Origin of the sequence: Olsenella sp. oral taxon 807 (genome assembly GCF_001189515.2) — a bacterium.
Lineage (GTDB): Bacteria > Actinomycetota > Coriobacteriia > Coriobacteriales > Atopobiaceae > Olsenella_F.
On record NZ_CP012069.2, the window covers coordinates 1,227,935 to 1,253,532 of the forward strand.

Below are 25,598 nucleotides of genomic sequence, written 5' to 3' on the forward strand. Positions count from 1 at the left end.
AGGTATGACGTCACGCCTGTGTTTCTGGAAGAAGGACGAGCCCGTTGGCATCGAGACGCCCGAGGATGAGCGTAAGGCGGCGCCGGCAGAGGGCAGCGAGCCCGATATGGGTGCCCCCTCACGTACCCTCTGGGGTGATGCCTGGGCGCGGCTCAGAAAGAACAGGCTCGCCATCGTCGCGGCTGTCTGGATAGTCCTCATCGTCGTCGTGGCGCTCACGGCGGACCTCTGGGTGCCGCAGGCCCTGGGCAGCCCGACGGAGCAGCTCTTTGATGCGCGCCTTCCGATGAGTGTCGAGCACCCCTTTGGTACCGACCAGGTGGGTCGCGACGTGCTCTCGCGCGTCATCTACGGGGCTCGCATATCGCTGGCGGTCGGTGTGCTCGCGACTGCCATCTCGACGGTCATCGGCCTCGTGATGGGCGCGCTTGCCGCCTACTACGGGGGCATCTGGGACACAATCATCATGCGCCTGGCTGACATCTTCTTGGCCTTTCCCTACACCCTCTTTGTGATCGCCATGCTGGCGGTTTTGGGCTCGGGCATCCAGAACGTCTTCATAGCCATCGGTGTCCTTGGCTGGCCGTCCATAGCTCGCGTGTTTCGCTCGGCCATCCTCTCCGTCAAGGAGAACGACTACGTGGACGCAGCCCGCTCCATGGGCGCCTCTGACGCGCGCATCATCATGCGCCACATCTTTCCCAACTCCGTGGCCTCCATCGTCGTCTACGCGACGATGAACATCGGCGGCGCCATCCTGACCGAAGCCGCCCTGTCCTTTCTGGGTATGGGCGTCGTCCCGCCTGACCCCTCCTGGGGCATCCTCATCGAGAACGGGCAGAAGTTCCTTGCCACCCAACCATGGCTCATGATCATGCCCGGCCTCGCCATCCTACTTACCGTGCTCGCCTTCACGCTGCTCGGTGACGGCCTGCGCGACGCCCTCGACGTCAAGATGAAGGACGCATGATGCTGTTCAGAAAGAGGCACGACACCAACTACCGCGACCTCAAGGAGGCGCCGGTCCCCGAAGGCCAGCACCTGCTCGAGGTCGATGACCTCAAGATGTACTTCCATACGCAAGATGGCGTGGTCAAGGCCGTCAACGGCGTCTCGTATACCCTTGACAGGGGGGAGACCCTCGGCGTTGTGGGGGAGTCTGGCTCGGGAAAGTCGGTCACGTCGCTTGCCATCATGGGGCTCATCGACATGCCCCCAGGCCGCATTGAGGGCGGTGACATCCGCTACCATGGCGAGTCGCTGCTCAAGATGAGCGATGAGCAGATGGGGCACATCCGTGGCAACGGCATCGCGATGATCTTTCAGGACCCCATGACATCGCTCAACCCGGTCTACACCATCGGACGCCAGCTCGGCGAGGGCCTGAGGCTGCACCGCGGCTACTCGAGGAAGAGGGCCCTAGAGCGCTCGATCGAGCTGCTGCGTATGGTGGGCATACCCAACCCCGAGCAGCGCGTCAAGGACTACCCACACGAGTTCTCGGGTGGCATGCGCCAGCGCGTCATGATCGCCATGGCGCTCGCCTGCGACCCAGACATACTCATCGCCGATGAGCCCACGACTGCCCTCGACGTCACGATCCAGGCGCAGATCATCGAGCTTATGCAGGAGATGCAGGAAAAGAGCGGCAACGCCATCATCATGATCACGCATGACCTGGGCGTCGTCGCGGACGTCGCGGACAAGATCATGGTCATGTACGCCGGCCAGCCCGTGGAGTTCGGAAGCGCCGAGGAGATCTTCTATGGCTCCCTGCATCCCTACACCTGGGGTCTCACGCGCTCCATCCCCGATCCCGCCATCGATGAGAAGCGACCGCTCACGCCCATCAAGGGTAACCCACCCTCGCTCGTGCATACACCCTTGGGCTGCTCGTTCTCGCCACGCTGCCCCTATGCGAGCGACCTCTGCAGGTCCCAGGAGCCCACGCTCTATGTGAGCGAGACGGGCCATTACTCTCGCTGCCACTACTCGCACGAGGCCGATTTCATCGCGAAAAATGCTCCTGAGACTTCCAGGTCACGCAGGGAGACGACTGCTACGGTAGACATTCGTGCGCAGGAGACCCAGGCGGCAGGGGAAGGTGAGGGGCAGGATGTGTAAGGAGAAGGCCGCACGTGGGGAGCCGCTGCTTCGCGTGGAGCACCTCACGAAGGAGTTTCCCGTCGAGTCGGGCGTAATCTCCTCAAGGCGCAGGGGTGCGCGGAAGGTTCACGCCGTCGAGGACGTGAGCTTCGAGATCTACCCCGGAGAGACCTTTGGACTCGTCGGCGAGTCAGGCTGCGGCAAGTCAACGACGGGTCGCACCATCATGCGCCTCACCACGCCCACGTCAGGCAGGGTCATCTTCGACGGTAGGGACGTCGCCGAGATGGGCACGGGCGAGTTCAAGGCCCTGCATCGTGACATCCAGTACATATTCCAGGACCCGTATGCATCACTGAACCCTCGCATGACCATAGGGGAGATCATCTCTGAGCCGCTGCTGATTCACAAGACCCTGCCCGACCGGGCCGAGCGCACGAGGTACGTGCGGCAGCTCCTGGATGTCGTGGGCCTGAACCCCGAGCACATCAACCGCTATCCCCACGAGTTCTCCGGTGGACAGCGCCAGCGGGTGGGCATAGCCCGTGCCTTCGCCATCCGTCCCAAGCTCATCATCTGCGACGAGCCGGTCTCGGCGCTAGACGTCTCCATTCAGGCTCAGGTCCTGAACCTCCTCTCCGATCTGCAAAAGGAGTATAAGACCGCATATCTCTTCATCGCGCATGACCTCTCGGTGGTGCAGCACATATCGGACCGCGTGGCCGTCATGTACCTGGGCCACCTGATGGAGCACTCGGACTGGAGGTCCCTCTACGCCGAGCCCTACCACCCCTATACCCAGTCGCTGCTCTCCGCCGCCCCCGTGCCCGACCCAGACATCCAGCACAGGCGCAGGCGCATCATCCTCGCAGGCGACGTGCCCTCGCCCATCGACCCGCCCTCGGGGTGTCCCTTCCACACGCGCTGCCCCATAGCGCATAAGCGCTGCATCAAGGAGGTCCCCACGCTGCGCGAGGTTGCGGGCGATCACTACTGTGCCTGCCACTTCGCAGAGCCCAACCCCATCAAGGAGAGCTCGGTCAAGCTCTCGTGACGAGACCTTTCGTGACAAGACATGAGAAGGGATCTGACGCAGAGGGGCCTGACGCCCCAATGGCACCAGCCCGTAGTGCCCCAGAGTCTGCGGGGCACATTCGCAAGGACGTTTGCCCAGTTGACGTCCGTCTCACGGTACCTTAGGATCTGCGGGGCACGTTCTCAGATCGTCATATACGACAGCCGTGCGGCACGAGGCTCCCAACGAGCAGATTAGATTGGTTAGTGCATGCAGATTGATACCTTAGCCTTCATCGCCGTCGCCCTGGTGGCCGTTGCGGCAGCCGTTCTCTCAATCGTTGGCTGGCTCCGTGCGGGTTCCTCCTCGTCGGTCCCCGCGCTCATGGAGGGCAAGATCGACTCAGAGCTGAGGCATACGAGGGAGCAGTCCCAGCTGGTCGTCAATGTGCTCGACCGACGACTCGTCGAGATGGCAGGCAAGGTCGGCGATCTGGAGCGCGGGTTGGCGAATTTCCGGATGAGCACGGTCAAGGAGCTCAATGATGTGCGAGTCGCTCAGGAAAGGGGCCACGCCGCCATGCAGACCGCTATTGGCAACACGCTGAGGGGTGTCCAGGACAGCGTGTCGCAACAGCTCGTCGCGATCCGTGATGACAACAACCGGAACCTCGAACAGATCCGCTCCACGGTAGATGAGAAGCTTCAAAAGACACTGAACGATCGCATCAACGACTCGTTTAGGCTCGTTAATGAGCAGCTTGACTCCGTGTCAAAAGGCCTCGGCGAGATGCGCGGAATGGCACAAAGCGTCGGCGACCTGCGCAAGGTACTCTCCAATGTCAAGACCAGAGGCATCGTCGGAGAAGTGCAGCTTGCGGCGATTCTGAAGGAGGTGCTCTCGCCGGAGCAGTACGAGACCAACGTGGCAACCGTCCCAGACAGTCTCAACCGTGTGGAATTTGCAGTCAGGATTCCCGGCAAGGGCGACGAGTTCGTGTACCTCCCAATCGATGCAAAGTTTCCCGCAGAGGCCTACGGACATCTGGAGGATGCCAAGGACGCAGGGGATGACGTGGCCATTCGCGCAGCGTGGAAGGAGCTGGAGACCCGTCTGAAAAATGAGGCAAAGGACATTCATGAGAAGTACGTCGCCCCACCGGCAACAACACCGTTTGCCGTCCTGTTTCTACCCTTCGAGGGCCTGTATGCCGAGGTGGTCAATCGCACCGGACTGGTCGAGAGGATCCAGCGCGAGTGGCACGTGAGCGTAGCGGGACCGTCCACCATGGCGGCGCTGCTCAATGCGCTGCAAATGGGGTTTCAGACGGTGGCTATCCAGAAGAGGGCGGACGAGATACAGAAGGTGCTGGCAGCCGTGAAAGCAGAGCTGCCCAAATACCGTATGGAGCTTGAGAAGGCCCAACGACAACTGAATACCGCCTCAAAGACCATTGACGGCCTTGTGGGGAGGCGTACGCGGGCGATGGAGAGAACCCTCAGTGGCGTGACGGCGACAGCTTCGCTGGGTGAGGCTGACGAGCTGCTTGGCATTGAGGTCCAAGGCGCAGCGCTGCGGCCATAGGGATCACAGGATCCCACTGTGGCCTGGCACGTGACCGGGGTCCCAAGGCGAAGTTCTGATAAGTGCGAGATTCTCAAAAAAGTACTTGCAGCATCCGATTTGTTTGATACTATAGGTTCTGCTGCAGCGCACGCAGCCCATGTCGGAGTGGCGGAATTGGCAGACGCGCTAGCTTGAGGTGCTAGTGACCAACATAACGGTCATGCGGGTTCAAGTCCCGCCTCCGACACCATAGGAAAGAGCAGAGGGCCTCCTTCGGGAGGTTCTCTTTTTCGTCAAGACGGCCGTCTCGCGTCAGCGTCTGGCCATAGCGTGCCGACCGGTAGAAGGAGGGCTGATGGCGCAGGGGATCGTTCGCAGGATCGACGGCATAGGCAAGAGAGACGTCAATGCCGCACTTGACAGCCTCCTCTCCCTAACGAGTGACGCCATGCTTGTCTTTGACGGATCCGGGCGCATCCTTGTGGCAAACGATGTTGCGAACAGGCTCTTCACGCGTAGTGGAAGCCTTGCCGGGCTGGATGTACGCGCGCTCTTCTCACCGAGGGTCGTCACGTTGCCAGACTCCCCCTTCGCGTTCTCTGCCCTTCCCTTTGCTACGGACGGCAGTCCCTCGACGCTCACCTGCACGCGCGCCAACGGAACCTCCGTCGAGCTCTCCATACGTTCCGAGCGAGTGGGTGTTGCGAAAGAGACCTGCATCCTCGTTGCTCACGAGCTCGATGCCAGCCAGTTTGCCCAAAGGGAGCGAGACAGGCTCGTGGGCGAGCTCTCCCGCGTGAACCGCCGTCTTTCCGGGACGCTCAACATCGTGCTCGATACGCTGGGCACCAAGGACGTCTCGCTGCTCTTCGAGAGGGTCATCGAGGAGATCACAGAGACGATGGAGGCCTCAGGAACGGTCTTCTTTGTCGCGGAGGGGGATGGCTATCACCTGAAGGGCAAAAGCGTCTCGCTCGCCAATGTCAAGATACCCCGTTTCGTGGCTTCTGGGCGCATGATAGAGAGGCTCACTACCAGTGCGGGCCACGCCCTGAGGCTGCGGGTGCTCGCCCCAACGCGTGACGCTCTCAGGCAGGGAAGGCTGACGAGGCGAGAGGTGCTCGACGAGGCGACGCACGAGATCCATCGTGTGAGGGCGTCGACCCTGCCACCCTTCGTGAGCTTCATTGCCGTACCCGTCTGGTTTGGCGGGCACGTCATAGCGCTCATCGAGGTGGGTTGGGATCAGGTTCACCCAACGCGTCGCGAGGATGCGGAGCTTCTGGATGCCGTTGCGCAGTACCTCTCCGTGCAGCTCGTGGGCGTCTTCTCGACCCTACGTCAGCGTAAGGCGAGCCATCTGGACAATGTGGCCTCCGAACTGAGGGAGTCACTCATGAAGACTGGGGGCGCAAACAGGACACAGGTTGCGTCATGTCTCGCGAGCGCCTGTGAGGAGCTGGGAGCGAGCATCTATGCCATACATGCCCCGATCCCGGGATCCATTATCCCCACAGTTGAGTTGCCGGGAGGGGAGGAACCCTTGACCGTGAGCCTTGGCCTTTCGGTGCCCATGCAGGCTTGTGGGCGAGACGACATCACCGAGTCGGGGGTACGCGCCATACCCGACGAGGATGAGCTTGCCGAGTGGCTCGAGGGATTAGGCGCGCCGTCCGTGGGTGCCGTCCTCGACCTGGGATGCCTCTGGGGAGAGAGATGTACCTACCTTGTGCTGCGTGAGGCGGGTGCGGAGCCTCTCGATGAGATCGAGCTCTCCTTCCTGCGAGCTGTCGCCCATGACATACGCGAGCTCGTCTTGGGAGATGAGGCTCGCAACCAGGACAAGCGCATCGCGCAGGCACTGCAGACCGGTATGAGAAACGAGCTTCAGAGTGTCGAGGGCATCTCCACACAAGGCATCTACTCGTCCGCAACGGCCGCAGCGGTCATTGGTGGTGACTTTTACGACCTTATACGACTTCCTCACAAGAGGGCGTGCGTCATCATGGGCGACGTCTCGGGCAAGGGCGTCGAGGCCGCCTCAGTCTCGGCTGCGGTGCGCACGGCTCTTGGTGCCTACTCATGGCAGGGCCTTGAGCCGGCACGCATGGTACGCCTGCTCAATGACTTCTTACTCGGCTTCTCTCGTCTGGAGACCTTTGCCACGCTCTTCGTGGGAATTGTCGACAGGCAATCGAGCACACTCACATACTGCTCAGCAGGCCATCCCCCCTCGCTTTTGATTCGTGCTTCCGGGGAGGTAGAGAGCTTGGACGTTCAGTCCGGCGTCGTGGGAGCCTTTCATGAGATGAGGTATAGGAATGGATACGTGAGACTCTCTGAGGGCGACATGCTGCTTCTGTATACCGACGGCACCACTGAGGCCCGCTCGCCCACAGGGGACTTCTTTGGTGACGAGGGGCTTCGCGACGCCATCATGATGCAGGTTCCTCGAGGCTTCGAGGGTTTTCTCGATCGCATGCTCAACGTGCTTGACAACTTCACCGAGCGGAGACTGGAGGATGATGTCGCGATGGTTCTCTTGCGCTTTGATGAGCTTGACGATAGGGACGAGGGCGAAGGGCCCAACGTATCCAACGACTAGCGAGCCATTCTTTGGGGAACATATGAGGCATGGAAATTTGCCCTAACATCGCTGTGGTCCGCCTGGATGGCGACCTTGACGTCACGAGCGTCCCGCGCGTGAAGCGGTTCGTCGAGAAGCTTATCGACGACGGCTGCCGCCGCATCATACTCAATATGTCTCAGGTAGCTGTGATCGACTCTGCTGGCATGGGGCTTGTCTTGTGCGAGGTGCGTCGTATGAGGAGCGTCGGCGGACTGCTCTCGATCACCGATGCCAACGAGCGAGTGCTGAGAGTGATGAGGCTCTCGCGGCTCGTGGACTTCGCTCCTGTCTCAGCCGCGAGGTGTACGCGGCAGGTACAGGAACTCGACCCCTCTGCCGTGCCGCTTTGGCGTTGCATCGTGCGCGTGAACCCCTGTGATCTTGCGAGTGCTCGGGCGTGCATGGAGCGGCGATTGCGCGTTGTGAGGATGACGCCCGACCAACTTTTTGACCTGATCCTAGCCGTGGGGGAAGCCATCGGCAACGCCATCGACCATACGGAAGGCGAGTGCGCACTGGTGGTGCTTGCGTGCTACCGGGATCGCGTGGTGGTGGACGTCACCGACTGCGGCTGTGGGTTCGAGCTGGGACCTAACGAAGACACGCCGCAGGTGGACGAGGCTGCCGAGCGCGGCCGTGGCATCAAGCTCATGCGCCTTTTGGTCGACTCTGTGACCATCGGGCGCAAGCCAACAGGCCAAGGGACTCGGGTGCGTATGGTCAAGCTGCTGGAATGAGGCCATGAGAAGGCGAGATGGGCAGGGACGTGAAGTCCAGGGGGCATCGCAGGCATCATGCGAGCGGGTGTCATTCACCGAAAGAAACCACTAGGAAGCAAAGAGGGGCGACCGCCCTGCGACCGCCCCTTGCTTTCTCTGGAGGCGAGACCCGGATTCGAACCGAGGATAAAGGCTTTGCAGGCCTCTGCCTTAGCCACTTGGCCATCTCGCCCTATGAAACAGGCCGAACTCGTTCGGCCCTTCTTTCAAATGGAGCGGGCTACGGGGTTCGAACCCGCGACCTCCACCTTGGCAAGGTGGCGCGCTACCAACTGCGCCAAGCCCGCGAACGAACAGATACTATACGTGACCCCGTCGCTCGATGCAAGCATGATTTTGAAAAAGCTTGGCTGTCGTGGAGCACTGGTGGACGATCTGCCGACGATGGGTCACCAGGATGTCTGGCGACAATTTCCTGTTGCGTCCAGCCGCTACCCCTGTCGCGCCCAGCTCCCGTCTTCCTTCAGCCCTCCTCAAACCCTGTGCCCCAGTCGCGCAGATGCAAGCGGGCCGACACGGCCTGTCATGCGAGGTTCCCCACTCTGGGCCGGCATGGGGTATGCTCTTCTCGCCTTGCCAGCTCGTCTCGTGCGCAGTATGGAGTCCCATGCTTACCAGTATCCTCACGCTCTTCCTTCTGTTCCTCCTTGTTCGAGCCGTCCTCTTTCTGACACGGGCCTTCTGGCTGTGGCTCGGTCGAGGTAAGGACCTTGAGCGTGCCATCGACCATAAGCAGCTCACACAAGCGACTATAGACTCCCATCTCAGGGGAGTCCGTCTAACGCGCGGGCAGCGCCAAGAGGTGCGCCGCGCCCATGCCGCAGCTCGCGAAAAGTACCTTACTATCATGCACTATGGCTGGTACCAAGGCGTGTTCATCTTCACAATCGGCTCCGTGGCCGGCCTCTTGCTTGAGGAGGCTTGGATGTTCGTGAGCGCGGGCATCATGCAAAGTCGCGTGGGCCTCGTCTGGGGTCCTTTCTCGCCTCTCTATGGCTTGGGTGCGCTTGTCCTTACCAGTGTGGGCTTTCTCCTGCGACGTCGCCACGTGAGCAGCTCGCGGGTGTTCGTGTGCATGGCCTGCGTCGGCGGTTGTCTGGAGCAGCTCGCGGGGTGGGCCATGTTCACGCTCTTTCGCGCGCAATCGTGGACGTACCTGGGTCTTTTCGACCACATTACGCAGTGGGTAGCGTGGCGCACATTGGTGATCTGGGGCATCCTGGGGTTGCTCTGGGTTAGGGTGGTGATGCCCGAGCTGCTCTATCGCATTGGTGAGCCCACGACGAGAAGGCAGGTCACCTTTGCGTTGCTCATTGCTGTCTATCTGGGTCTTGACATCTTCATGACGGTTTCGGCTTTCTACATGCGTGCGAAGCGCACGCTGGGCAAAGGACCCGCGAACGCCTTCGAGGTGCTGATAGACGAGCACTACACCAATGAGTGGATGGCCACGCGTTTCCAGAACATGGTCGTGGGCGAGCAGCTTCCCGACCAGGGCCTACCTGGCGTCAACGGCGACATGAGCCATCACTAGGCTGTGCCATGGATGAGCCAAGCGCCATGGAGGCCTACCTGGACTATGGGGCCGCGACGCCCATGGACCCACGTGTCGTGGACGCGATGAGGCCCTATCTGTCAGAGAGATTTTGGAACCCGTCGGCACCCTATGCTCGTGCCCGCGAGGCCAAGCACGCGCTTGAGGAAGCCCATGTAAGGTTGGCGCGTGTAATCGGTGCCCGTGCGGACGGCATCACGCTAACTGCGGGCGCGACCGAGGCAAACAACCTAGCCTTTGCGGTAACTGACGGCGCCGTTGTGGTCGATGCCATCGAGCACGAGAGCGTGCTCGCCTGCGCGGGGGTGCGCCCGCATGTTGTGGTCGGAGTCGACGCCTGCGGTCGTGTCGACCCCACTGCTGTGGCTGTGGCCCTTACGCCTGAGGTGGGACTTGTCTCGATAGGGCTCGCGAACGGCGAGATTGGCACGGTGCAGCCCGTGCGGGAGATTGCTCGCGTTGTGGCAAGGGAGCGCAGGCGCCGTCTCGAGGTGAGCGAGAGGCGTCCACTCTGGCTGCACGTGGATGCCTCACAGGCCGCCGGTTATCTCTCCGTGAACGTGAGCTCGCTGGGCGCGGACCTCCTGACCCTCTCGGCCGCTAAGGTCTACGGACCCAAGCAGGTGGGACTGCTTTGGGCGGCGGACGGGGTCGAGCTGAGGCCGCTCGTTTTGGGTGGCGGCCAAGAGGGAGGCCTGCGCTCGGGGACCGAGAACGTCGCCGGGGCAGTCGCCTTCGCGTGTGCTCTTGAGCTTGCCGAGAAGATGAGGGGCCAAGAGTCACGTCGCCTCTGCGACCTACGTGACCGCATGCAGGGCAGGCTCTGCGCCGCCTTCCCGTGGGCATGGGTGTCTGGTCCTCGAACGGGCAGGTGGCGTCTGCCAGGACTCTTGCACCTGAGCTTTCCTCTGCTTGACGCGAGGAGGCTCGTGATCCTGCTCGAACGTCGTGGCGTGAGCGTGGGGACGGGGTCGGCTTGCGCGGCGAGCAAGATGCGTGTGAGCCACGTGCTACGCGCGATTGGCATGCCCGACGAGGTCGCTGCGGGAAGCCTGCGCGTCACGCTGGGCAGACCGACGACTGCGGAGGAGGTTGCCTACGCGACGGAGGCTATCGAGGCAGTGGTACGTGAGGAGATGGAGCGCCTGTGCCTCTCGGACAAGCACATGGTAGAGGTGTCGGCGCAGCTTCGTGCGCATGTCCCCTCAAAGGGACGTCAGGCAGGGCTGCCATGAGGCACCGGGTCTTTCTGGGCATGAGCGGTGGGGTTGACTCGGCGCTTGCGGCGGCGCTCCTCGTTGAGTGGGGTTACGACGTGCATGCCGTCTACATGCGCAACTGGAGTCGCGACTTGCCGGGATTTAAGTGTCGCTGGGCAGATGACTTGGCGGATGCCGAGCGCGTCGCCGTGAGCTTGGGCATAGGCCTTGACGTCTGGGACTGCGAGCTCGAGTATAAGAGGACCGTGGTCGACTACCTCGTCTCTGCCTACGCGCATGGCTACACGCCCAACCCTGACGTTATGTGCAACCAGACGATCAAGTTCGGGACCTTTGCCGACCGCGCGTTCGCGGAGGGTGCGGACTACATCGCGACGGGCCACTATGCCCGAGTCGAGAGGGACGCAGACGGCGTAACGCGTCTTCTACGCGCCTGTGATGAGCACAAGGACCAGACCTACTTCCTCTGGCGTGTGGGTGCCAAGGTTCTTGCTCGCACGCTCTTTCCGGTGGGTGACATCGAGAGCAAGGCCGAAGTGCGACGCATGTGCGCCGCGCGCAACCTTGGCGTAGAGGCAAAGCCCGACTCGGACGGCATCTGCTTTGTGGGCGAGGTGGGTATCAGGAGCTTCTTGCTTGATGTGCTGGAACGTCGTCCCGGCGATATCGTTGAGTGGGAGACAGGCGCGGTGCTGGGACAGCATGATGGCGCCTTCCTCTTCACGGTGGGCCAGCGCAGAGGGCTCGACCTCGGAGGAGGGCCTCGCCGCTATGTGGTGTCGACGGATGTGGGCGCAAACGTCGTCTACGTGAGCGCCGATCACGACAGTCCCGCCCTCATGTGTGATGAGCTTGAGCTCGATGATGCACGCTGGATCCTTGGCACGGCGCCTCCCGCAGGCAACTATCTCGTGCGAAGCCGTCACACCGGTCGTCTTACCTTGGCATACGTCCAACCACACTCGGCAGACGACACGCACGAGCTCCCGTGGGCGTATGTGCGTTTTGCCCAGACGCAGCGCCGTGTTGCTCCGGGCCAGAGCGTCGTCATCTACGATGGACAGTGTTGCTTGGGAGGTGGCTTCGTCGCCTCCCCAGCGATGTGACGTCCATCGGCCCCGCTTGAGAGTGGGGTGTGTACTGGCCAGCGGCTTTTCGTCCCCAGGCGAGCGAGGCGCGCCAGGGGTCCACAGGTGGGATACATGCGGATGATGGCGTCGGCATGTGTCTTCGAGTCCCGGTATGGGTATTGCGAAAGTGCAGATTCCGCGTCTTAGACAGGTGGCGAGGCGGCGGGTCCATCTGTTGCGATGCAGGGAGTGGGTACCATCAGGAGGTGCGTAGGACCTGACGTTGCTTCTTGGGACTTGGAGGCATCGAGATCGAGTCGTGGGACCATATGGGGGAGGCGGGGGAGGCGAGCGCTGTATGGCAAAAAAGAGCGTGGACAATAGGCAGAGTTCGCCCACGCGGCCGAAGGGACCAAAGATCAAGGTGGCCGCCAGCGCGTCGGTCTCCAAAAATCAGGCGAAGACCGAACGCGAAAGCCTCTCCAGCGTACGGAACAGCGTCGTCTTCCTCGCTGCGGTCGCTGTCGCATATACGCTCTACCTCGTGCTCTCTGGGCAGATGGGTGAGTTTCTCTTGTCTTTGGGCGGCGTGCAGAAGCGTTGGGTCCTAGCCGGCGTGCTCGTCTACGTGGTCTACTATGTTCTTGGAGTGTCGGCCTATGTCGTTGCGGTCGTCACGGACAAGGAGTCACCGGTAGGCATTCGTGACCTCATGAGCGTCGAGGCCTCGGGGATATTCTTCTCTAACCTCACGCCCAACGGGACGGGCGGCACGCCCGCACAGGTTTTTCGCCTGACGCGAGCGGGGCTTTCTGTGGGAGGGGCCGGAGCGCTGCAGTACACCCGCTTCATCGTTTACGAGGCGGGCGAGGGAATCTTTGCGGCACTCATGCTCCTGCTTCGCTATGACTATTTTGTGGGCACCTATGGCAACGTGTTTGTGATAGGCGCCCTGCTCTTCGGCTTCAAGATAATTGAGGTTGCAGGCCTCGTGGCGGTCTGCCTGTTTCCCAAGTTGGCCATAGCGGTGGGAAACACGGGACTCTCCTTACTGAGGCGCCTCGGTTTCGTCAAGCGCTACGATCACTGGCATGAAGTCGTAAACACACAAATTCTGGAATTCTCGACGGGTTTCAAGGCGGCCTCGACCAATCTAGGTGGCATGCTACTGACGACGTGCATCACACTCGTACAGCTCGGCTGTCTCTATGCACTACCGTTCTTCGTGCTCAACGCCTTTGGAAAGGAGGCTGACCTCCTCACCTGCCTGGCCTGTGGGTCGATGCTCGAGCTTCTGACATCGGCGATCCCGCTGCCTGGGGGCACGGGTGGCGCGGAGGGCGGCTTCGCCTTTCTGTTTGGTGGCATGTTTGGCTCTGAGATCGCCGCAGGCTATGTTATATGGCGTATGCTCGAGTACTTCCTGCCGATCCTTGCCGCCGTGCCACTTCTGGGGTTGCGCTCCTATGGGAACGGGACGCTCCATGTGCGTTGGCAGAGGACTAAGAGGCGCCTGCGGCGTTTTGCGAACAGGGGTCTTGATCGTCTCAGGTGGGGCACCAAGGGCAGCGGCAAAGGTGGTGGGGGCAGCGCGGATGTCGGCCAAGCGCATGCTGGGGAGATACGTATCCCGATGGGTCACAAGAAGGGACGCAGGTAGCGCGAAAGATTGTCTCCATCGCTCGCTCGCACTTCTTTTGGCAAGCCTCTACCGTGAGGAGGACTGTCACCAATGACTCGTTCGTCTCACAGGACCGCCGTTACTCGTGATTCGTGCAAAGCGGGGACTGACCGGGGTAAAGTCTGTTCGAAAGCCAGGTGACAGCCCCATGGGACGTTCTTGTGGAGTAGGGGAGAGTTTCCCTTGCGCCTGTCGCCTGCATCGTTTATAGTAGCTACCGTTGCGCAGCGAAGCGCACATATTCGGGCGTTTAGCTCAGGGGGAGAGCGCTTCCCTGACACGGAAGAGGTCAGAAGTTCAAATCTTCTAACGCCCACCACGAATGCAAGGCCAGAGGGCGTGTCCTCTGGCCTGTTTTGTAGGTCGCGCTCAAAGCTGCGCCGCCGCTCACAGTTATGCCAGAGTCTCACCTAAGGTGGGAATGCTCGGGATGCTCGCGCTCTCCATGCAGAGTGCGTCTTTTGGTGAGGTGCGCAGACAGAATGCGCTTTTCCGTGAGGCAGTGGGCACAGAATGCGCTTTTACGTGAGGCACCGGTTGCAGAATGCGCTTTTACGTGAGGTGGCTCGACGTTTGCCCAGGTGAGGAAAAGCGCATTCTACGGAAAAGCGCATTCTGCGGTCGCGGTGCGACGGAAAGGTGCAGTCTGGGTGACCGCTCGCACGTAGAATGCACTTTTCCGTAAGGGAAGGGCTGATGGGAATACACCGCACCGCCTACATAGACCCTTCTCCCGGCCTTGGCTTCGGCTTGCCTGTCGCGTCAATCCCAGGTTCCGCGAACGAGAGCTACGAGATCCCCCGCGCAGAACTCTCAGCCCCGTGGCTTCTGAACCTCCTATTAACGTGCCTGCCCCTCGCGCCAGCGACGTATCCACGTCTGCTCCGTGCTGACGTCGCGACGCCTCTTGCTGTGCTCCAGCTCGCCCGGCACCTCGGTGGGGTGATATCGCCAGTGCGGTACCTTAGGCCGTTTTGCAGTCTCGAAAAGGTGGGGAAGGGGCTGATGAAAAGGGCCAACAACATCCCTCCGGCCCCTCACAGCCGTTCTCAGATTCTCAGACGCCTCTATTCGGCGAGTAGGGCCTCGACGAGCAGTGCGCGGGCGTAGTTGCTGGTCGAAGTCCCGCGCCTCTTCGCCTCGCTCGCAATCGCCTGCTTCATGGCCACCGGGACCTTTATCGAGAGAGTGACCGTTCCGTCGACGCTCAGCGGGGGCTTCCCGTAGACGATCTCGCTCCGGCTCTTCCAGCCCTCGGGCCACTCATCGCGGTCGAGCGCCTCGCACCAGCCGTCAATCATCTCATCCGTGACCACGGAACCGTCCGCCGCCTTGAATCTCGCCAATTCCGCTCACCCTCTCGCCATGCCGAGTTCCCGCTTGAATTTCTTGGTGGGCGGAACCATCGCATGGAACACGTGCCATCGCCCTTGGCTGTCTTCGAGCGCCACCAGCTCGGCCATGCGTCCGTCGGGAAGCACACCTATCGCGAACCAGGTTGGCGGGTCACATTCCCCGCCGCGCTGCCTACACGCTATCGGCGTACACAAGCGTGGCGGACCTCCTCCTCACTCAGGCCGTGCTTGAGCGCGTGGGGGTCAACTACCACCTCGTCCATCAGACCTCCGTCCAGCGTCTTACAAACGAGTATACCTATTCGCATGCCTTTTTAACAGCAAGATTGTGCTAACCCTATCCTAATACGGCGTGGTAGGCCTTCGGTCGAACTCCGACACCGACTGCCCGAAGAGCCCGTCCTCGAATTCATGCTCCGGGGGGTTCCAAGGCTCAAGCATCTCGCGCATCTTCTCGAGCGTCTCATGCGGCGCAGGTTGCACTTTCTGGCGAGGCCCCTCGGAGCGATCAAAAGGCGCACTCTGTCCTTGGCGTCTCACGTAAAGACGCACTCTGGCTGTGGACACTCACGGGGTCTGTCACCATAGTGCGGGGGAGCCTCCCAGAGGCGGGCTCGCGTGATAGCGCTGCCAAGATGACGATGGCGACGGTGCTTGACGGGCTTGTCAAAGTGGCGTAGGTTAAAAGTCAGATCTGTCAGTAATGCTCCCCAATGTGGTGAGCTTGAGCGCATCGACAAGCTCTGCGTGGCTCCCTGTCTGAGACAGCGCTTGGTATTTTGTCGATGGCGGCTCGCAGATGGATAGGTCCGGTTGTCGTATGGAGGGCCGCATGCCATGGACGTTGACAAACTTCTTTCCGGCGAATCCCAGACGGTTGAGTACAAGGCCCAACGCTCACCTCGTTCCAAGAGCTATGCGAAAACCGTCGTCGCCTTCGCCAACGCACGCGGCGGCACGCTCGTGTTTGGCGCGGATGACAAGACGCGCGAGCTTGTAGGTATTCCTGACGGGCAGGTCTTCCAGGAGATGGATGCCATCACGAACGCCATCATGGACTCGGTTGAGCCCCAGATAATTCCTGAGGTCACGCTGAGATCCGTGCATGGCAAGAGCCTCATCCTCGTTGGGGTACCCGTCGGCAGACAGTGTCCCTATTTTCTCAAGTCCGAAGGACTTGAGAAAGGCGTGTACGTTCGCGTTGGGGCAAGCACGAGGCACGCCGACCTCGAGTGGATTCGTGAGCTTACCCAAGAGTGCGCTCCAGGCGGATTTGACAGGCTTGTGCGTAGGGGCTTCAGCGTGAGTGGTGACGATATCGCTCGGCTGTGTGATCGCATGTACGAAGTCGCCCTATCGCGTTCTATGGGGCCTGAAGTGGCAAACATCCGCAGAGTTACCAAAAGTCAGCTCCTCTCTTGGGGTGTGTTGGTCAACCATGAGGGGGAGACACTGCCCACCAATGCGTTCCTGATTCTGACCGGCAACGACGAGGCGGTGAGGCCTCTGCAGTGCGCCATCTTCAAGGATGACTCTCGCGCCGTGTTTCTCGATAGGCGTGACATCACGGGCGACATCATGACCCAGATAGAGGGCTCCTACCACTACGTGCTTGAGAAGATGAATATGGGTGCCGATCTGGGCGGTGTCGTTCGACGTGACGTGTACGAGCTGCCCACGTGGTCGGTCCGGGAGGTCATCACCAATGCGGTACTCCACCGCTCCTACGTCGAGCGCTCTTCCGTACAGGTGGCGCTTCACTCCGACCGGCTCGAGGTCAGTTCTCCTGGTGGCATCGTGCGTGGCTTCTCACTGGATAGGGCAATGTCCGGCGAGTCTAGGCCAAGGAACGAGGCGCTTGCCCAGGCGTTTCTCTACATGAGGCTCATCGAGGGCTGGGGCAGCGGCATTCCGCGCGTGAGTAGGGAGTTTGAGGAGCGTGGGATGCGGGCACCCAAATTCCAAGACAACGACGGTAAATTTCGGGTGAGCCTCTGGCGCCCGAGTCCCGATGGGTTCGCCTCCTACCTCAGAGATGGGATGTCACGCGCAGACAATAGGGGAGTTAGGCCAGGTTCATTCGATGGACGACCGATGGAAGCTGGTGGCCAGACCATGCCAGTCGATAGACAAGCGACAAGAGTCGATAGAAAGTTGATGGAAGTCGATAGAAGCGCCCTTGTCCTTTCCTACCTACAAGGGCATGGGCCTGTGAGAGCCGCTGATGTCTCGGAGTTTCTTGGCTTGAGCAGGAGCCATACGCGCACCATCTTGCGCGGGATGGCGCAGCAGGGTCTCATCCAGAAGCTTGGCGATAAGCGCTACGCCCGCTACGTGCCTGCGCTGTGATCGATGCTCGCAACAGACACGGCAACCCTTCGCACGCCATGTTGGGCTTCACAGGGCTCGCGACCTTGGTGTACACGTAGGGTTCGCGGAGGTGCCGAAACCTGTGCGCGTGTGGTAGGTCTTGCCCTCGACCACGCCTGTGTCACTCGTAAGCTCGTAGGCGGCGGCGTGCTTCTGGTAGCCGAAGCCGTCGTCCCCGCCGCTGAGCAGGTCGGTGGCCGTGTAGAACCTTACCTGCGGCACCTCCGCCACGCGTGAGGACCACTCCATCACGCGGTTGAAGCGGCTCGGGTTCGCGTAGGAAAAGTCGTCGAGCACGCCCTTGAACGTCGGCGTGATGAACAGGATGCGGCTGCCCGTGGACACCTGGTCCTCGTCCATCGCGGAGATCACGCTGCGCAGGTCCTCGAGGACGTCCTCGGCATCTGCGGAGGCGTAGCTCTCGGATGCTACGGTCACGCCCGTGTGCCCCGCGATCTCTGCGATTGTGACCGGTGCGGACGATGCGCCGCCCGCTGGTTAGGCACCCCGACACGCTCGCATGCTGATAGGCGGTGTCGAGGATAGGTGTGTAGTTCTGCGTGTAGGGCAATCGAGTTGGGCATAGCATTGCCTCCTTACTCTTCGTCTGTGTCGTCCAGACCGGCAATCCTGCGCCAGCGCCTCATGGTCTTGCCCTCGTCGGAGCTCGTGCCCGCGTTGGGCAGCCCCGTCTTCCCGCTCTGCTGCTTGCCGATGGTGTCAAAGAAGAGCCACGGCTTGGCTTCCCTGGGCACGGCCACGTCGCTGCCGTGGTCCGAGAGGATGGCCTTTGCCACCTTCACGTTGCAAACGCCCGCGAGTCGAAGCTCGAACTCGACGCGCTGCTCCTCGCCCTGCGTCTTGAGCTCGGCAATTTCACCCCGAAGGGCCTCAGCAGCCTCGGCGGTCTTGACGGCCTCAGCCACCTGCGCCTTGAGTTCGGCGATGCGACTGTCGCCCCCCTTGACGGCAGACTGACAGCCCGTGCCCTCTGCCTGCACGTCTTCCTGCGCCTGCTGGTTCCCGTCCTCCGGAGCTTGCGTGACTTGCGTCTCTTCTACGCCATAGTTCTCACCAGCCATTCCAAACCTACCTTAGGTTGGACGGCCGACAAGAAACGGCCGCATCCTCAGTACAGCCAGAGAATACGGCCGTGTCACAGGGTGGAAGTCAGCCATGCAGTCATTGCTCCTTCACAATATGTTCGTGCACTATCCCTGATAGATTCAGAGTATGCTATTTGAGCATGCCAACAGCTTCCAGAACTGCCCGCGCCGCGATTCAACGGCATCAAGGCGGTGACATGCGGGTATTATCCCTTATTAGGACAAGAAGATGGAAGAGGCGTCAAGCAATGTTGTTTCCCCCTACGCAACGGGTCATTTACCACGAGAATCCCCTCGTAGAGGTGGTATGTCAGTTCCGCTTCCCCACCATCCTCAAGATAGACGCCGAGATTCCCGTTGCATTTCAAGAGGCAGTTCGGTCGACCTTCCCAGACTATACGCCCACGGTTGAACATGCCCACAACGTCGAATTGACCGACACCAACGGACAGACCGACACGCACACCAGCCATACAACGACTAATCATGCATTCATCTCGGCTGACAGAAGATGGCGGGTCAATCTTACGTCTGGCTTTATCGCACTCTCGACGCTCAATTACAAGCGGTGGGAAGAGTTTCGCGATATGCTTGACGCGCCCCTGCAAGCCCTGATGTCAATCTACGCCCCATCCCATTTCAACAGGGTTGGACTTCGTTACACAGACGCGATAGACAGGATTGGCCTTGGGCTCGGTACCTGCAGATGGACAGATCTCGTAAAACCCGAGATGCTCGGTATGCTCGCATCCGCCACTCTTCCGGAATCCGTCATCACACACGCGACGCAGGTCAGCGAGCTCAGGCTCGATGACGAAACGGCCATGGTCATCAATGCCGGCTTAGGCAGTGTGGAAGGCAAGAGCAATCCGTGCCTCATCGTAGATACTGACACGTTTACCACTGCCACCCATACTGCAACCACAGAGGCCGCACTTGAGGTCCTTGACGGCCTCCATGCCCCCATCAGCAATTACTTTCAGTGGGCCATCCAACCAAAACTGCATGCCGCACTGAGACCCGAAGATATCAAGGAGGTATAGAGGATGCCGCCAGTTGCGTTAACAGACACCAGAACAACTAGCTTCTCTACCCCTTCTAGCTTTACGGGCCTCGGTGACTATTTTAGTCTCTACAGAAACGACCTCTCACGGTTGCTCGTTGGAAAGCAGTATGGTATTTGGTTGCCCAATGGTGGACAGACGTCTCCCATTAGGGAGGATTCACAATCTGTACCGGGTGTTGAGATTCCCCTAGACGCGGTCAGAAAGCGCGTATGTGCAGAAGCCTTTCGCGTCATCGAGAATCTGAAAGCATCAGACGACGCCACGACAATGCGCCAAATACATCTCGCACACTCACTGTTGACGAGTCTCCAGACACAGATTCTTGACGTGCCAAGCTCATATACTCAGTTCAGCACGGTGCGTCTCGGCATCATGGGTGACGGCGAACTTGTCCTCGAATGGTTCTTCGATAGGGGCAGGATTCAGTTCTTCATTGATGCAGAGCTAGAAGATTCGATGGCGGTCTTCCTTGATGGGAGAAATGAAGCACCGCTACCCACTATCGAGAATATGCCGATATCGGCAGCTGACATAGACTCGGTCACTCAGCGCGCCGTCGACTTGGCAATGGAACTCGCATGATGCCCTTTCCAGAATCTGGAGCGTATCATGGTATAGCATCTACCGGGGACTTCGAGAACCTCGAGCGGCGACGCTTGAGTTCGACGGCGTTTATTTTCAACGCCAACCGCGATTCTGAAGACCAGACTATTGAGGAATGCTCGATTAGCTGGGCCGATAGTGATGAAGCTCTGTATATGCTTGCCGATCAGGTTAAGTATGACAAGAAAATCGAGGCTCTTCGGGGGTTCGTGTGGGTTGACGCCTTGGCGAAGATGCCAACCTGGCAGCGGCGCCACTCGCTCAGAGCCTGTCTTCCCGACCGAGCGAGAGGGGCCAGCGAGGGGGCGCCGCCGGCACGCCGTGGCGGTTGAGGCGCTCGTGCCACCTGACGCAGCTCGCGTCGCGATTCGTATCGCGACGCGCGTCGCAACAGTGTACACAAATGCCCCAAAATGGCCCCGAGAGGCCGTTTTCGGCGATCTGTGTACACTATTGCGTCCTCGCATCTGTCCACAACAGCACAACAGTGTACACGAATGCCCCGAAACGGCGCGGAGAGGCCCAATCTTCCCATTTGTGTACACTGTTGCGATCCCAAGGCCACTCACAACCCAAGCTCACGGCGCAACAGTGTACACAAATGCCCCAAAACGGCGCCGAGAGGCCATTTCCACCGATTTGTGTACACTCCTGCGTCGTCGCCCTGGCGGTGAGGCCCACGCCGTCGGGGCGGTGACGCAACCACCCACCCACACGAACTCACGAAGCCTCAAAATCGATGGCCTTAGACCTCAGTTTCTTGGCGGCGTATGTCGAATTCCGCTTGCTAGTCTCGAGAGCCTGAGAGAAACATATTCCGAATGCTTCGACTATAATCGCGACCCCATGAGCTACCAAGGTCGTGCAGGCACGCGTGAGAATAGTCATCACGGAAACCTTCTCATCCTGAATGCACCTGAGGTGTGAGCGTACGCTGGTCGAGAGCCTCGTGGGCTAACGCCACGACGATGGCCCACCTCGCCACGCTGGAAGTAGCGCACGCACGTTAGTCGATGCGCTATACGTTAGGCGCACCCACAGACAGATTCGTGTCACCGTTGTGTCCAGAGGGGGGGTGGAGAGGGTGTTCCGAGATACGAAAACAGGCCAGAAACAATGCTCTGACCTGCGGATTTCTGGTAGCCCGTACCAGATTCGAACTGGTGATCTCCGCCTTGAGAGGGCGGCGTCCTAAACCGCTAGACGAACGGGCCGTTTGACGGATGGTAGCCCGTACCAGATTCGAACTGGTGATCTCCGCCTTGAGAGGGCGGCGTCCTAAACCGCTAGACGAACGGGCCGTATCCGCTTCTCCTGGAATACATGGCTGAGCCGGAGAGAATCGAACTCCCACTGACGGAACCAGAATCCGCTGTCCTACCGTTAGACGACGGCTCAATGTATTCCCCTGCACATATGCGCAGAGACAAACTATACGGGAAACGGCCAGTTAGCGCAAGGAGGAACCACGATTATCTTTTGTCCACAATTCCTTCGTCGTCCTTTGGGCTCTATGCGTGGACGTCGAGGGCTTTGGGGGGTACACTTTGCTGGGTGAGTGCCTTTGGGTGGCCTTGGCCAACGCCGCAGATGATTGAGGTTTCATGTCCAACAAGAGAGACGAGTCGTCGAGACCAAAGGTTGCCGTTAAGGTGTCGGCCCCTCACGTTTCTTCCGGCGAGAGTGCCGAGGCTGTCGCGGATAACAAGGAAAGGGATGCAAGGGCTCGAAAGGGTGCCCTGTTCCTAACCGCCGTTGTTGGTCTGTATGTGGTCTACCTCGTGTTCTCCGGGCAGATGGCGACCTTTTTGGAAGCGCTCTCGTCCGTGGACCTCTCGTGGGTCGCTGCCGCCGCTGCTTGCTACCTCCTGTACTTCATCTTTGGCGTCATGGCCTATGTGATCGCCGTCTACCTCGAGCACGACTCACCCGTGGGCGTGCGCGACCTCGTGAGCGTCGAGGCGTCGGGCGTCTTCTTTGGCAACCTCACGCCCATGATGGCCGGTGCCGTTCCCTCCCAGATCTACCGCCTCACACGTACGGGCATCGATGTGGGGGAAGCAAGTGCCATCGAATTCACGCGCTTCATCGTGTTCCAGCTCGGCGTTGTGCTCTTTGCCGCCCTCATGCTCCTGGCAAAGCTGCAGTACTTCTTCCAGACCTATGGTGACATCATCATCCTGAACCTTATCGTCTTTGGCGTGCATTTCTTGGAGTTAGCGGGACTTTTCGTCATCTGTCTCTGTCCGGGCTTTGTGACACGCGTGGGCAATCGCCTCATCAATTTCGCCGATGCTCGTCGATGGCTCAAGAACCGCTCTCGCTGGGACGAGATGGTCAATGTCCAGGTAGCCGAGTTCTCTGGCACCTTCAGGCGTGCCGCCAAGGACCTGCCCTCCATGGGACTTACGCTTGTGGTCACGATGGTGCAGCTTGCATGTTTGTACATGATCCCTTGGCTCGTCCTACATGCCTTTGGGCGTGACGCAGACTTCCTGGACTGCCTTGCGGCGGGGTCTATGGTGCAGATGGTCGCCTCGGCCGTGCCACTACCAGGTGGGACGGGAGGCGCGGAGGGTGGCTTTGTGATGTTCTATGGCTTCCATTTTGAGGGAGCCACGTCGGCAGGCTTTCTCATCTGGCGCATCGTGACCTTCTTTGGGCCCACACTTCTGGCCGCGCCGATCTTAGGGCTACGCTCCGGTGAGGGGACGAGCATCTATCGTCGCGTGCAGAGGCTCAAGAAGGTCCTCAAAGGCCTGCACCCGCTCAGCGCCATGGGCTCGGACTCACATGGTGATGTCACCTTGGGTGGGACGTCAATTCGCAAGCGTGTGAGGGAGCGTGACAAGAAGGGCGCACAGCCGAGTCGAGCCGAGTCCCGTCCCAGAGACACGCGGCACACCGGGAATGGCCAGCTCGCATCAGCGGGCAACCCCTCAGGTCCTAAAGAGGCTGTAGCGGGCAACTCACCCAGCGAGCGGAAGCGCCCTCGCTAGGCGCGCAAGCGTGGTGTCTCGACCGAGGAGCTCGAGTGACTCGCCAAGCGGGGGCGAGACCGCGTTGCCGCACACCGCAACACGCAGGGCACCGTAGAATGCACGCTTGCTGGTGTCGAGCCTCTCGGGAAGCGGCTCTAGGGCGGCGTCGATGGCAGCGGTAGTCCAGGCACCTGTGGTGATGGACGTGAGTGCCTCTCGTGCGGCCTCAAGGCTCGCTCTCGCCCCCTCCTTGGCAAGGTTCTTCTTCACGGACTTTTCGTCGAGGGTCACATTGTTCCCCTCGTAGAGGAAGCGAGCCTTCGCGACGACTTCTGGAGCGAGCGTCGTGCGCGGCCTCAGCAGAGAGGCGAGCAGGCCAAACCACGAGGGACGCCTGGCATAGGCCTCCTCGACGCTACCTTCCTCGAGGCCAGCCCTGATGAGTTCGGGTATGAGCACCCTCTTGGAGAACATCTCGTTGCTCATGGCCTGTAGGTACTGACCCTGAATCCAGTCAAGCTTCTTGACGTCGAAGGTCGCAGGGTTCTTTGACACGCGATCGAGCGAGAACTCGCGTGCCAACGCGTCGCGCGAGACGATCGTGGTCGTGCCATCAGGTGCCCAGCCGAGCAGAGCGAGGTAATTCACGAAGGCATCGGCATCATAGCCCCGGTCCCGGTACTCCTCGACGGAGGTCGCGCCATGGCGCTTCGAGAGCTTCTTACCGTCCGGTCCCAGGATCATCGAGATGTGCGCGAACGTGGGTGTGGGCACACCCATCGCCTCGTAGACAATGACTTGGCGTGGCGTGTTCGAGAGGTGGTCGTCTCCACGAATGACGTGGGTTATCCCCATCGTGGCATCATCGACCACGGTCGTGAAGTTGTAGGTGGGCGTGCCGTCCGTACGGACGATGATGAAATCGTCGAGCTCGCGGGCGTTGAAGGTCACGTCGCCGTGAACCACGTCACGGATGACGACGTCACCGCGCCCGTCCGGAACCTTGATGCGGATGGTATGGGGTTCCCCGGCGTCGACGCGCCTCTGCGCCTCGGCAGGATCTATGCTCCTGCAGGTGCGCTGATAGCCCTGAAAGGGGTCGTGACGCTCCTCGGCAGCCTTTCTGTCTGCTGCAAGCCTCTCGGGGGTGCAGAAGCAGTAGTACGCCCTGCCCTCCCTGATGAGGCGACGTGCGACATCACGGTAGATGTCAAGGCGTCGTGCCTGCCAGTAGGGGCCCCAGTCGCCACCGACCTCGGGACCCTCGTCCCAGTCGAGCCCCAGCCAGCGCAGGGCGCGCAGGATGACTTGGGTGTTCTCCTCGGTCGAGCGGGCGGGATCGGTGTCATCGATGCGCAGGATAAAGCTACCATGGTTCGCGCGCGCGAAGGCCCAGTTATAGATCGCGGTACGGGCGCCGCCCACGTGAAGCTTACCGGTAGGCGAGGGCGCGAAGCGAACGCGCACGGTATCAGCAATATCAGGTGAATTCAAGGTCATGCCTCTCTGTCTTGTCGGACGTGCACATTCCAGTATAGAGACAATATCGCGGGAGAGTCCGTGCGCCTTGCGATATGAGTGATGCGCGAGCCCTACGCCTGTGCGATCTGTGAAAGCCAGCGTATCTCAGAAAGTATGAAGTGCATGCGCTACCCAGATACGCCGCATCAATATGCCCGTGACAGGCCACGTGGAGTCACCAAAGAGATTTTTTCGAATCATGGTTGAAAAATAATTGACGTAGATTCAAAATGTGTGCGTCAAATCGGTTCTTTGATGGAAAGGTAAGGCGAAAACCCATGCAAGATTCCTTCATTACTGCCGAAGGACTCTCACAGCAAAGCCCTCGCATACAGTCCTACCGTGACGTCAACCTCAAGCTCGCAAAGGGACAGGCACACGCGATCTGTGCAGAGGATAGGTCGGGCAAGACTGAGCTTTTGCTTACGTTGGCTGGCCGCATGCTCCCAACGTCGGGCACCCTGCGTGTTGGAGGCATCGATGTCGGGGGGCTCAGGAGCTTGGCCCGCGTACGCAGGTTCGCGAGCCTGGGCTTCTTTGAGAACGTCAATGACGTTGAGCGAGTCCTTAAGGTTAGCGTCATTACCTCCGCTGAGTTGGGACTTGCGGGGAAGCGGTCGAACGCGATGGCGACCGACGCCTTTCTTGAGAGCTGCGGACTTTTGGATACCGCAGACACACGTATCGAAGCGCTCGATCGCTATACCTTCGACTGGTTGGGCATCGCTTTGGGAATGGCCCATGACCCGAAGCTGCTGGTCGTTGATGACATAGAGTCATCGCTTACCGAGCATCAGTCGCTCAAGCTCGCCCGCAAGCTCAAGGACCTCGCGCGCTCGACAGGCGTCACCGTCGCGTGCGGCGTCAATGACTATGACATTGCTGTGAGCTTTGACAGTGTCAACTGCATCAGTGACGAGGCCCGTGCACAGGAGGCTGCCTGGGGCCGAAAGCATGCCGAGGAGGTTGCATAG

Annotated in this window: 20 protein-coding genes and 7 tRNA genes; 18 read left to right on the top strand and 9 right to left on the bottom strand. The window is 60.3% G+C overall.

Going from position 1 to position 25,598, the window contains the following annotated elements; genetic code table 11:
- Positions 1–4: 4 nt before the first annotated feature.
- From ADJ70_RS05195 to ADJ70_RS05225, 7 genes are all read left to right on the top strand, one after another.
- A complete protein-coding gene (locus tag ADJ70_RS05195) occupies positions 5–970 on the top strand; it encodes an ABC transporter permease (RefSeq protein WP_050344107.1) in 966 nt (321 codons plus the stop codon).
- Positions 967–2,124 (top strand): ABC transporter ATP-binding protein, encoded by a 1,158-nt coding sequence (locus ADJ70_RS05200; RefSeq protein ID WP_305727889.1) that lies wholly within the window; start codon positions 967–969, stop codon positions 2,122–2,124. Before ADJ70_RS05195 ends, ADJ70_RS05200 begins: the two co-directional genes overlap by 4 nt.
- Positions 2,117–3,160, top strand: a complete 1,044-nt coding sequence (locus ADJ70_RS05205; RefSeq protein WP_050344108.1) for an ABC transporter ATP-binding protein — start codon at positions 2,117–2,119, stop codon at positions 3,158–3,160. The genes ADJ70_RS05200 and ADJ70_RS05205 overlap by 8 nt, the downstream gene beginning before the upstream one ends.
- Positions 3,161–3,391: 231 nt before the next feature.
- Positions 3,392–4,705 (top strand): DNA recombination protein RmuC, encoded by a 1,314-nt coding sequence (gene rmuC, locus ADJ70_RS05210; protein ID WP_050344110.1) that lies wholly within the window; start codon positions 3,392–3,394, stop codon positions 4,703–4,705.
- A gap of 141 nt (positions 4,706–4,846) precedes the next feature.
- Positions 4,847–4,937 (top strand) — tRNA-Leu (locus ADJ70_RS05215).
- Positions 4,938–5,042: 105 nt separating this feature from the next.
- Positions 5,043–7,292: a GAF domain-containing SpoIIE family protein phosphatase gene (locus tag ADJ70_RS05220; protein ID WP_050344113.1), complete on the top strand. Its 2,250-nt coding sequence runs from the start codon at positions 5,043–5,045 to the stop codon at positions 7,290–7,292.
- Between the two features lie 29 nt (positions 7,293–7,321).
- Entirely contained in the window at positions 7,322–8,053 is a 732-nt protein-coding gene (locus ADJ70_RS05225; RefSeq protein ID WP_050344115.1) for an anti-sigma factor antagonist, read from the top strand.
- A 139-nt stretch (positions 8,054–8,192) separates the two neighbouring features.
- Here ADJ70_RS05225 and ADJ70_RS05230 read toward each other — a convergent pair.
- A tRNA-Cys gene (locus ADJ70_RS05230) sits at positions 8,193–8,267 on the bottom strand.
- Between the two features lie 39 nt (positions 8,268–8,306).
- Positions 8,307–8,382, bottom strand: a tRNA-Gly gene (locus ADJ70_RS05235).
- A 320-nt stretch (positions 8,383–8,702) separates the two neighbouring features.
- On the opposite strand from ADJ70_RS05235, the gene ADJ70_RS05240 reads away from it, so the two are divergent.
- The 5 genes from ADJ70_RS05240 to ADJ70_RS05260 all read left to right on the top strand — a co-directional run bounded on the left by ADJ70_RS05240 (position 8,703) and on the right by ADJ70_RS05260 (position 13,940).
- Positions 8,703–9,629: a putative ABC transporter permease gene (locus ADJ70_RS05240; RefSeq protein ID WP_050344797.1), complete on the top strand. Its 927-nt coding sequence runs from the start codon at positions 8,703–8,705 to the stop codon at positions 9,627–9,629.
- 8 nt (positions 9,630–9,637) lie between these two features.
- Positions 9,638–10,885, top strand: a complete 1,248-nt coding sequence (locus ADJ70_RS05245) for a cysteine desulfurase family protein (RefSeq protein ID WP_253273241.1) — start codon at positions 9,638–9,640, stop codon at positions 10,883–10,885.
- Positions 10,882–11,976, top strand: coding sequence for a tRNA 2-thiouridine(34) synthase MnmA (mnmA, locus tag ADJ70_RS05250; protein ID WP_050344119.1), 1,095 nt, complete (start codon positions 10,882–10,884; stop codon positions 11,974–11,976). Before ADJ70_RS05245 ends, mnmA begins: the two co-directional genes overlap by 4 nt.
- Positions 11,977–12,298: 322 nt before the next feature.
- The gene (locus tag ADJ70_RS05255) at positions 12,299–13,600 is read left to right on the top strand and encodes a flippase-like domain-containing protein (RefSeq protein ID WP_050344121.1); all 1,302 of its coding nucleotides are present in this window, start codon (positions 12,299–12,301) and stop codon (positions 13,598–13,600) included.
- A gap of 265 nt (positions 13,601–13,865) precedes the next feature.
- Positions 13,866–13,940 (top strand) — tRNA-Val (locus tag ADJ70_RS05260).
- Positions 13,941–14,688: 748 nt separating this feature from the next.
- Here ADJ70_RS05260 and ADJ70_RS05265 read toward each other — a convergent pair.
- Complete coding sequence (locus ADJ70_RS05265; RefSeq protein ID WP_050344123.1) at positions 14,689–14,967, bottom strand: hypothetical protein; 279 nt, start codon at positions 14,965–14,967, stop codon at positions 14,689–14,691.
- 846 nt (positions 14,968–15,813) lie between these two features.
- Here ADJ70_RS05265 and ADJ70_RS05280 point away from each other — a divergent pair.
- A complete protein-coding gene (locus ADJ70_RS05280; RefSeq protein ID WP_050344127.1) occupies positions 15,814–17,325 on the top strand; it encodes an RNA-binding domain-containing protein in 1,512 nt (503 codons plus the stop codon).
- Positions 17,326–17,373: 48 nt separating this feature from the next.
- On the opposite strand, the gene ADJ70_RS05285 is transcribed toward ADJ70_RS05280, so the two are convergent.
- Together ADJ70_RS05285 and ADJ70_RS05290 are read right to left on the bottom strand one after the other, a co-directional pair.
- Positions 17,374–17,784, bottom strand: coding sequence for a hypothetical protein (locus tag ADJ70_RS05285; protein ID WP_050344129.1), 411 nt, complete (start codon positions 17,782–17,784; stop codon positions 17,374–17,376).
- A 158-nt stretch (positions 17,785–17,942) separates the two neighbouring features.
- A complete protein-coding gene (locus ADJ70_RS05290) occupies positions 17,943–18,428 on the bottom strand; it encodes a hypothetical protein (RefSeq protein ID WP_050344131.1) in 486 nt (161 codons plus the stop codon).
- Positions 18,429–18,700: 272 nt separating this feature from the next.
- Here ADJ70_RS05290 and ADJ70_RS05295 point away from each other — a divergent pair, with 272 nt between their 5' ends.
- Genes ADJ70_RS05295 through ADJ70_RS05305 form a run of 3 tightly spaced genes read left to right on the top strand, consistent with a single transcriptional unit; the run spans position 18,701 to position 20,454 of the window.
- Complete coding sequence (locus ADJ70_RS05295; RefSeq protein WP_050344132.1) at positions 18,701–19,495, top strand: TIGR04255 family protein; 795 nt, start codon at positions 18,701–18,703, stop codon at positions 19,493–19,495.
- A 3-nt stretch (positions 19,496–19,498) separates the two neighbouring features.
- A complete protein-coding gene (locus ADJ70_RS05300) occupies positions 19,499–20,101 on the top strand; it encodes a hypothetical protein (RefSeq protein ID WP_050344135.1) in 603 nt (200 codons plus the stop codon).
- The gene (locus ADJ70_RS05305) at positions 20,098–20,454 is read left to right on the top strand and encodes a hypothetical protein (protein WP_050344139.1); all 357 of its coding nucleotides are present in this window, start codon (positions 20,098–20,100) and stop codon (positions 20,452–20,454) included. The genes ADJ70_RS05300 and ADJ70_RS05305 overlap by 4 nt, the downstream gene beginning before the upstream one ends.
- 805 nt (positions 20,455–21,259) lie before the next feature.
- Here the strand turns inward: ADJ70_RS05305 and ADJ70_RS05310 are convergent.
- The 3 genes from ADJ70_RS05310 to ADJ70_RS05320 all read right to left on the bottom strand — a co-directional run bounded on the left by ADJ70_RS05310 (position 21,260) and on the right by ADJ70_RS05320 (position 21,520).
- A tRNA-Glu gene (locus ADJ70_RS05310) sits at positions 21,260–21,336 on the bottom strand.
- 10 nt (positions 21,337–21,346) lie between these two features.
- Positions 21,347–21,423: transfer RNA gene (locus ADJ70_RS05315), tRNA-Glu, on the bottom strand.
- A 23-nt stretch (positions 21,424–21,446) separates the two neighbouring features.
- Positions 21,447–21,520 (bottom strand) — tRNA-Gln (locus ADJ70_RS05320).
- Positions 21,521–21,726: 206 nt separating this feature from the next.
- Between ADJ70_RS05320 and ADJ70_RS05325 the strand changes: the two genes are divergently transcribed.
- Positions 21,727–23,121 (top strand): lysylphosphatidylglycerol synthase transmembrane domain-containing protein, encoded by a 1,395-nt coding sequence (locus tag ADJ70_RS05325; RefSeq protein WP_083443833.1) that lies wholly within the window; start codon positions 21,727–21,729, stop codon positions 23,119–23,121.
- Here the strand turns inward: ADJ70_RS05325 and gltX are convergent.
- Positions 23,092–24,603, bottom strand: a complete 1,512-nt coding sequence (gltX, locus tag ADJ70_RS05330; protein ID WP_050344140.1) for a glutamate--tRNA ligase — start codon at positions 24,601–24,603, stop codon at positions 23,092–23,094. The genes ADJ70_RS05325 and gltX overlap by 30 nt on opposite strands.
- A 299-nt stretch (positions 24,604–24,902) precedes the next feature.
- Here gltX and ADJ70_RS05335 point away from each other — a divergent pair, with 299 nt between their 5' ends.
- Positions 24,903–25,598 carry an ATP-binding cassette domain-containing protein gene (locus tag ADJ70_RS05335; RefSeq protein WP_050344142.1) on the top strand — a complete coding sequence of 232 codons (696 nt, stop codon included), beginning with the start codon at positions 24,903–24,905 and terminating at the stop codon, positions 25,596–25,598.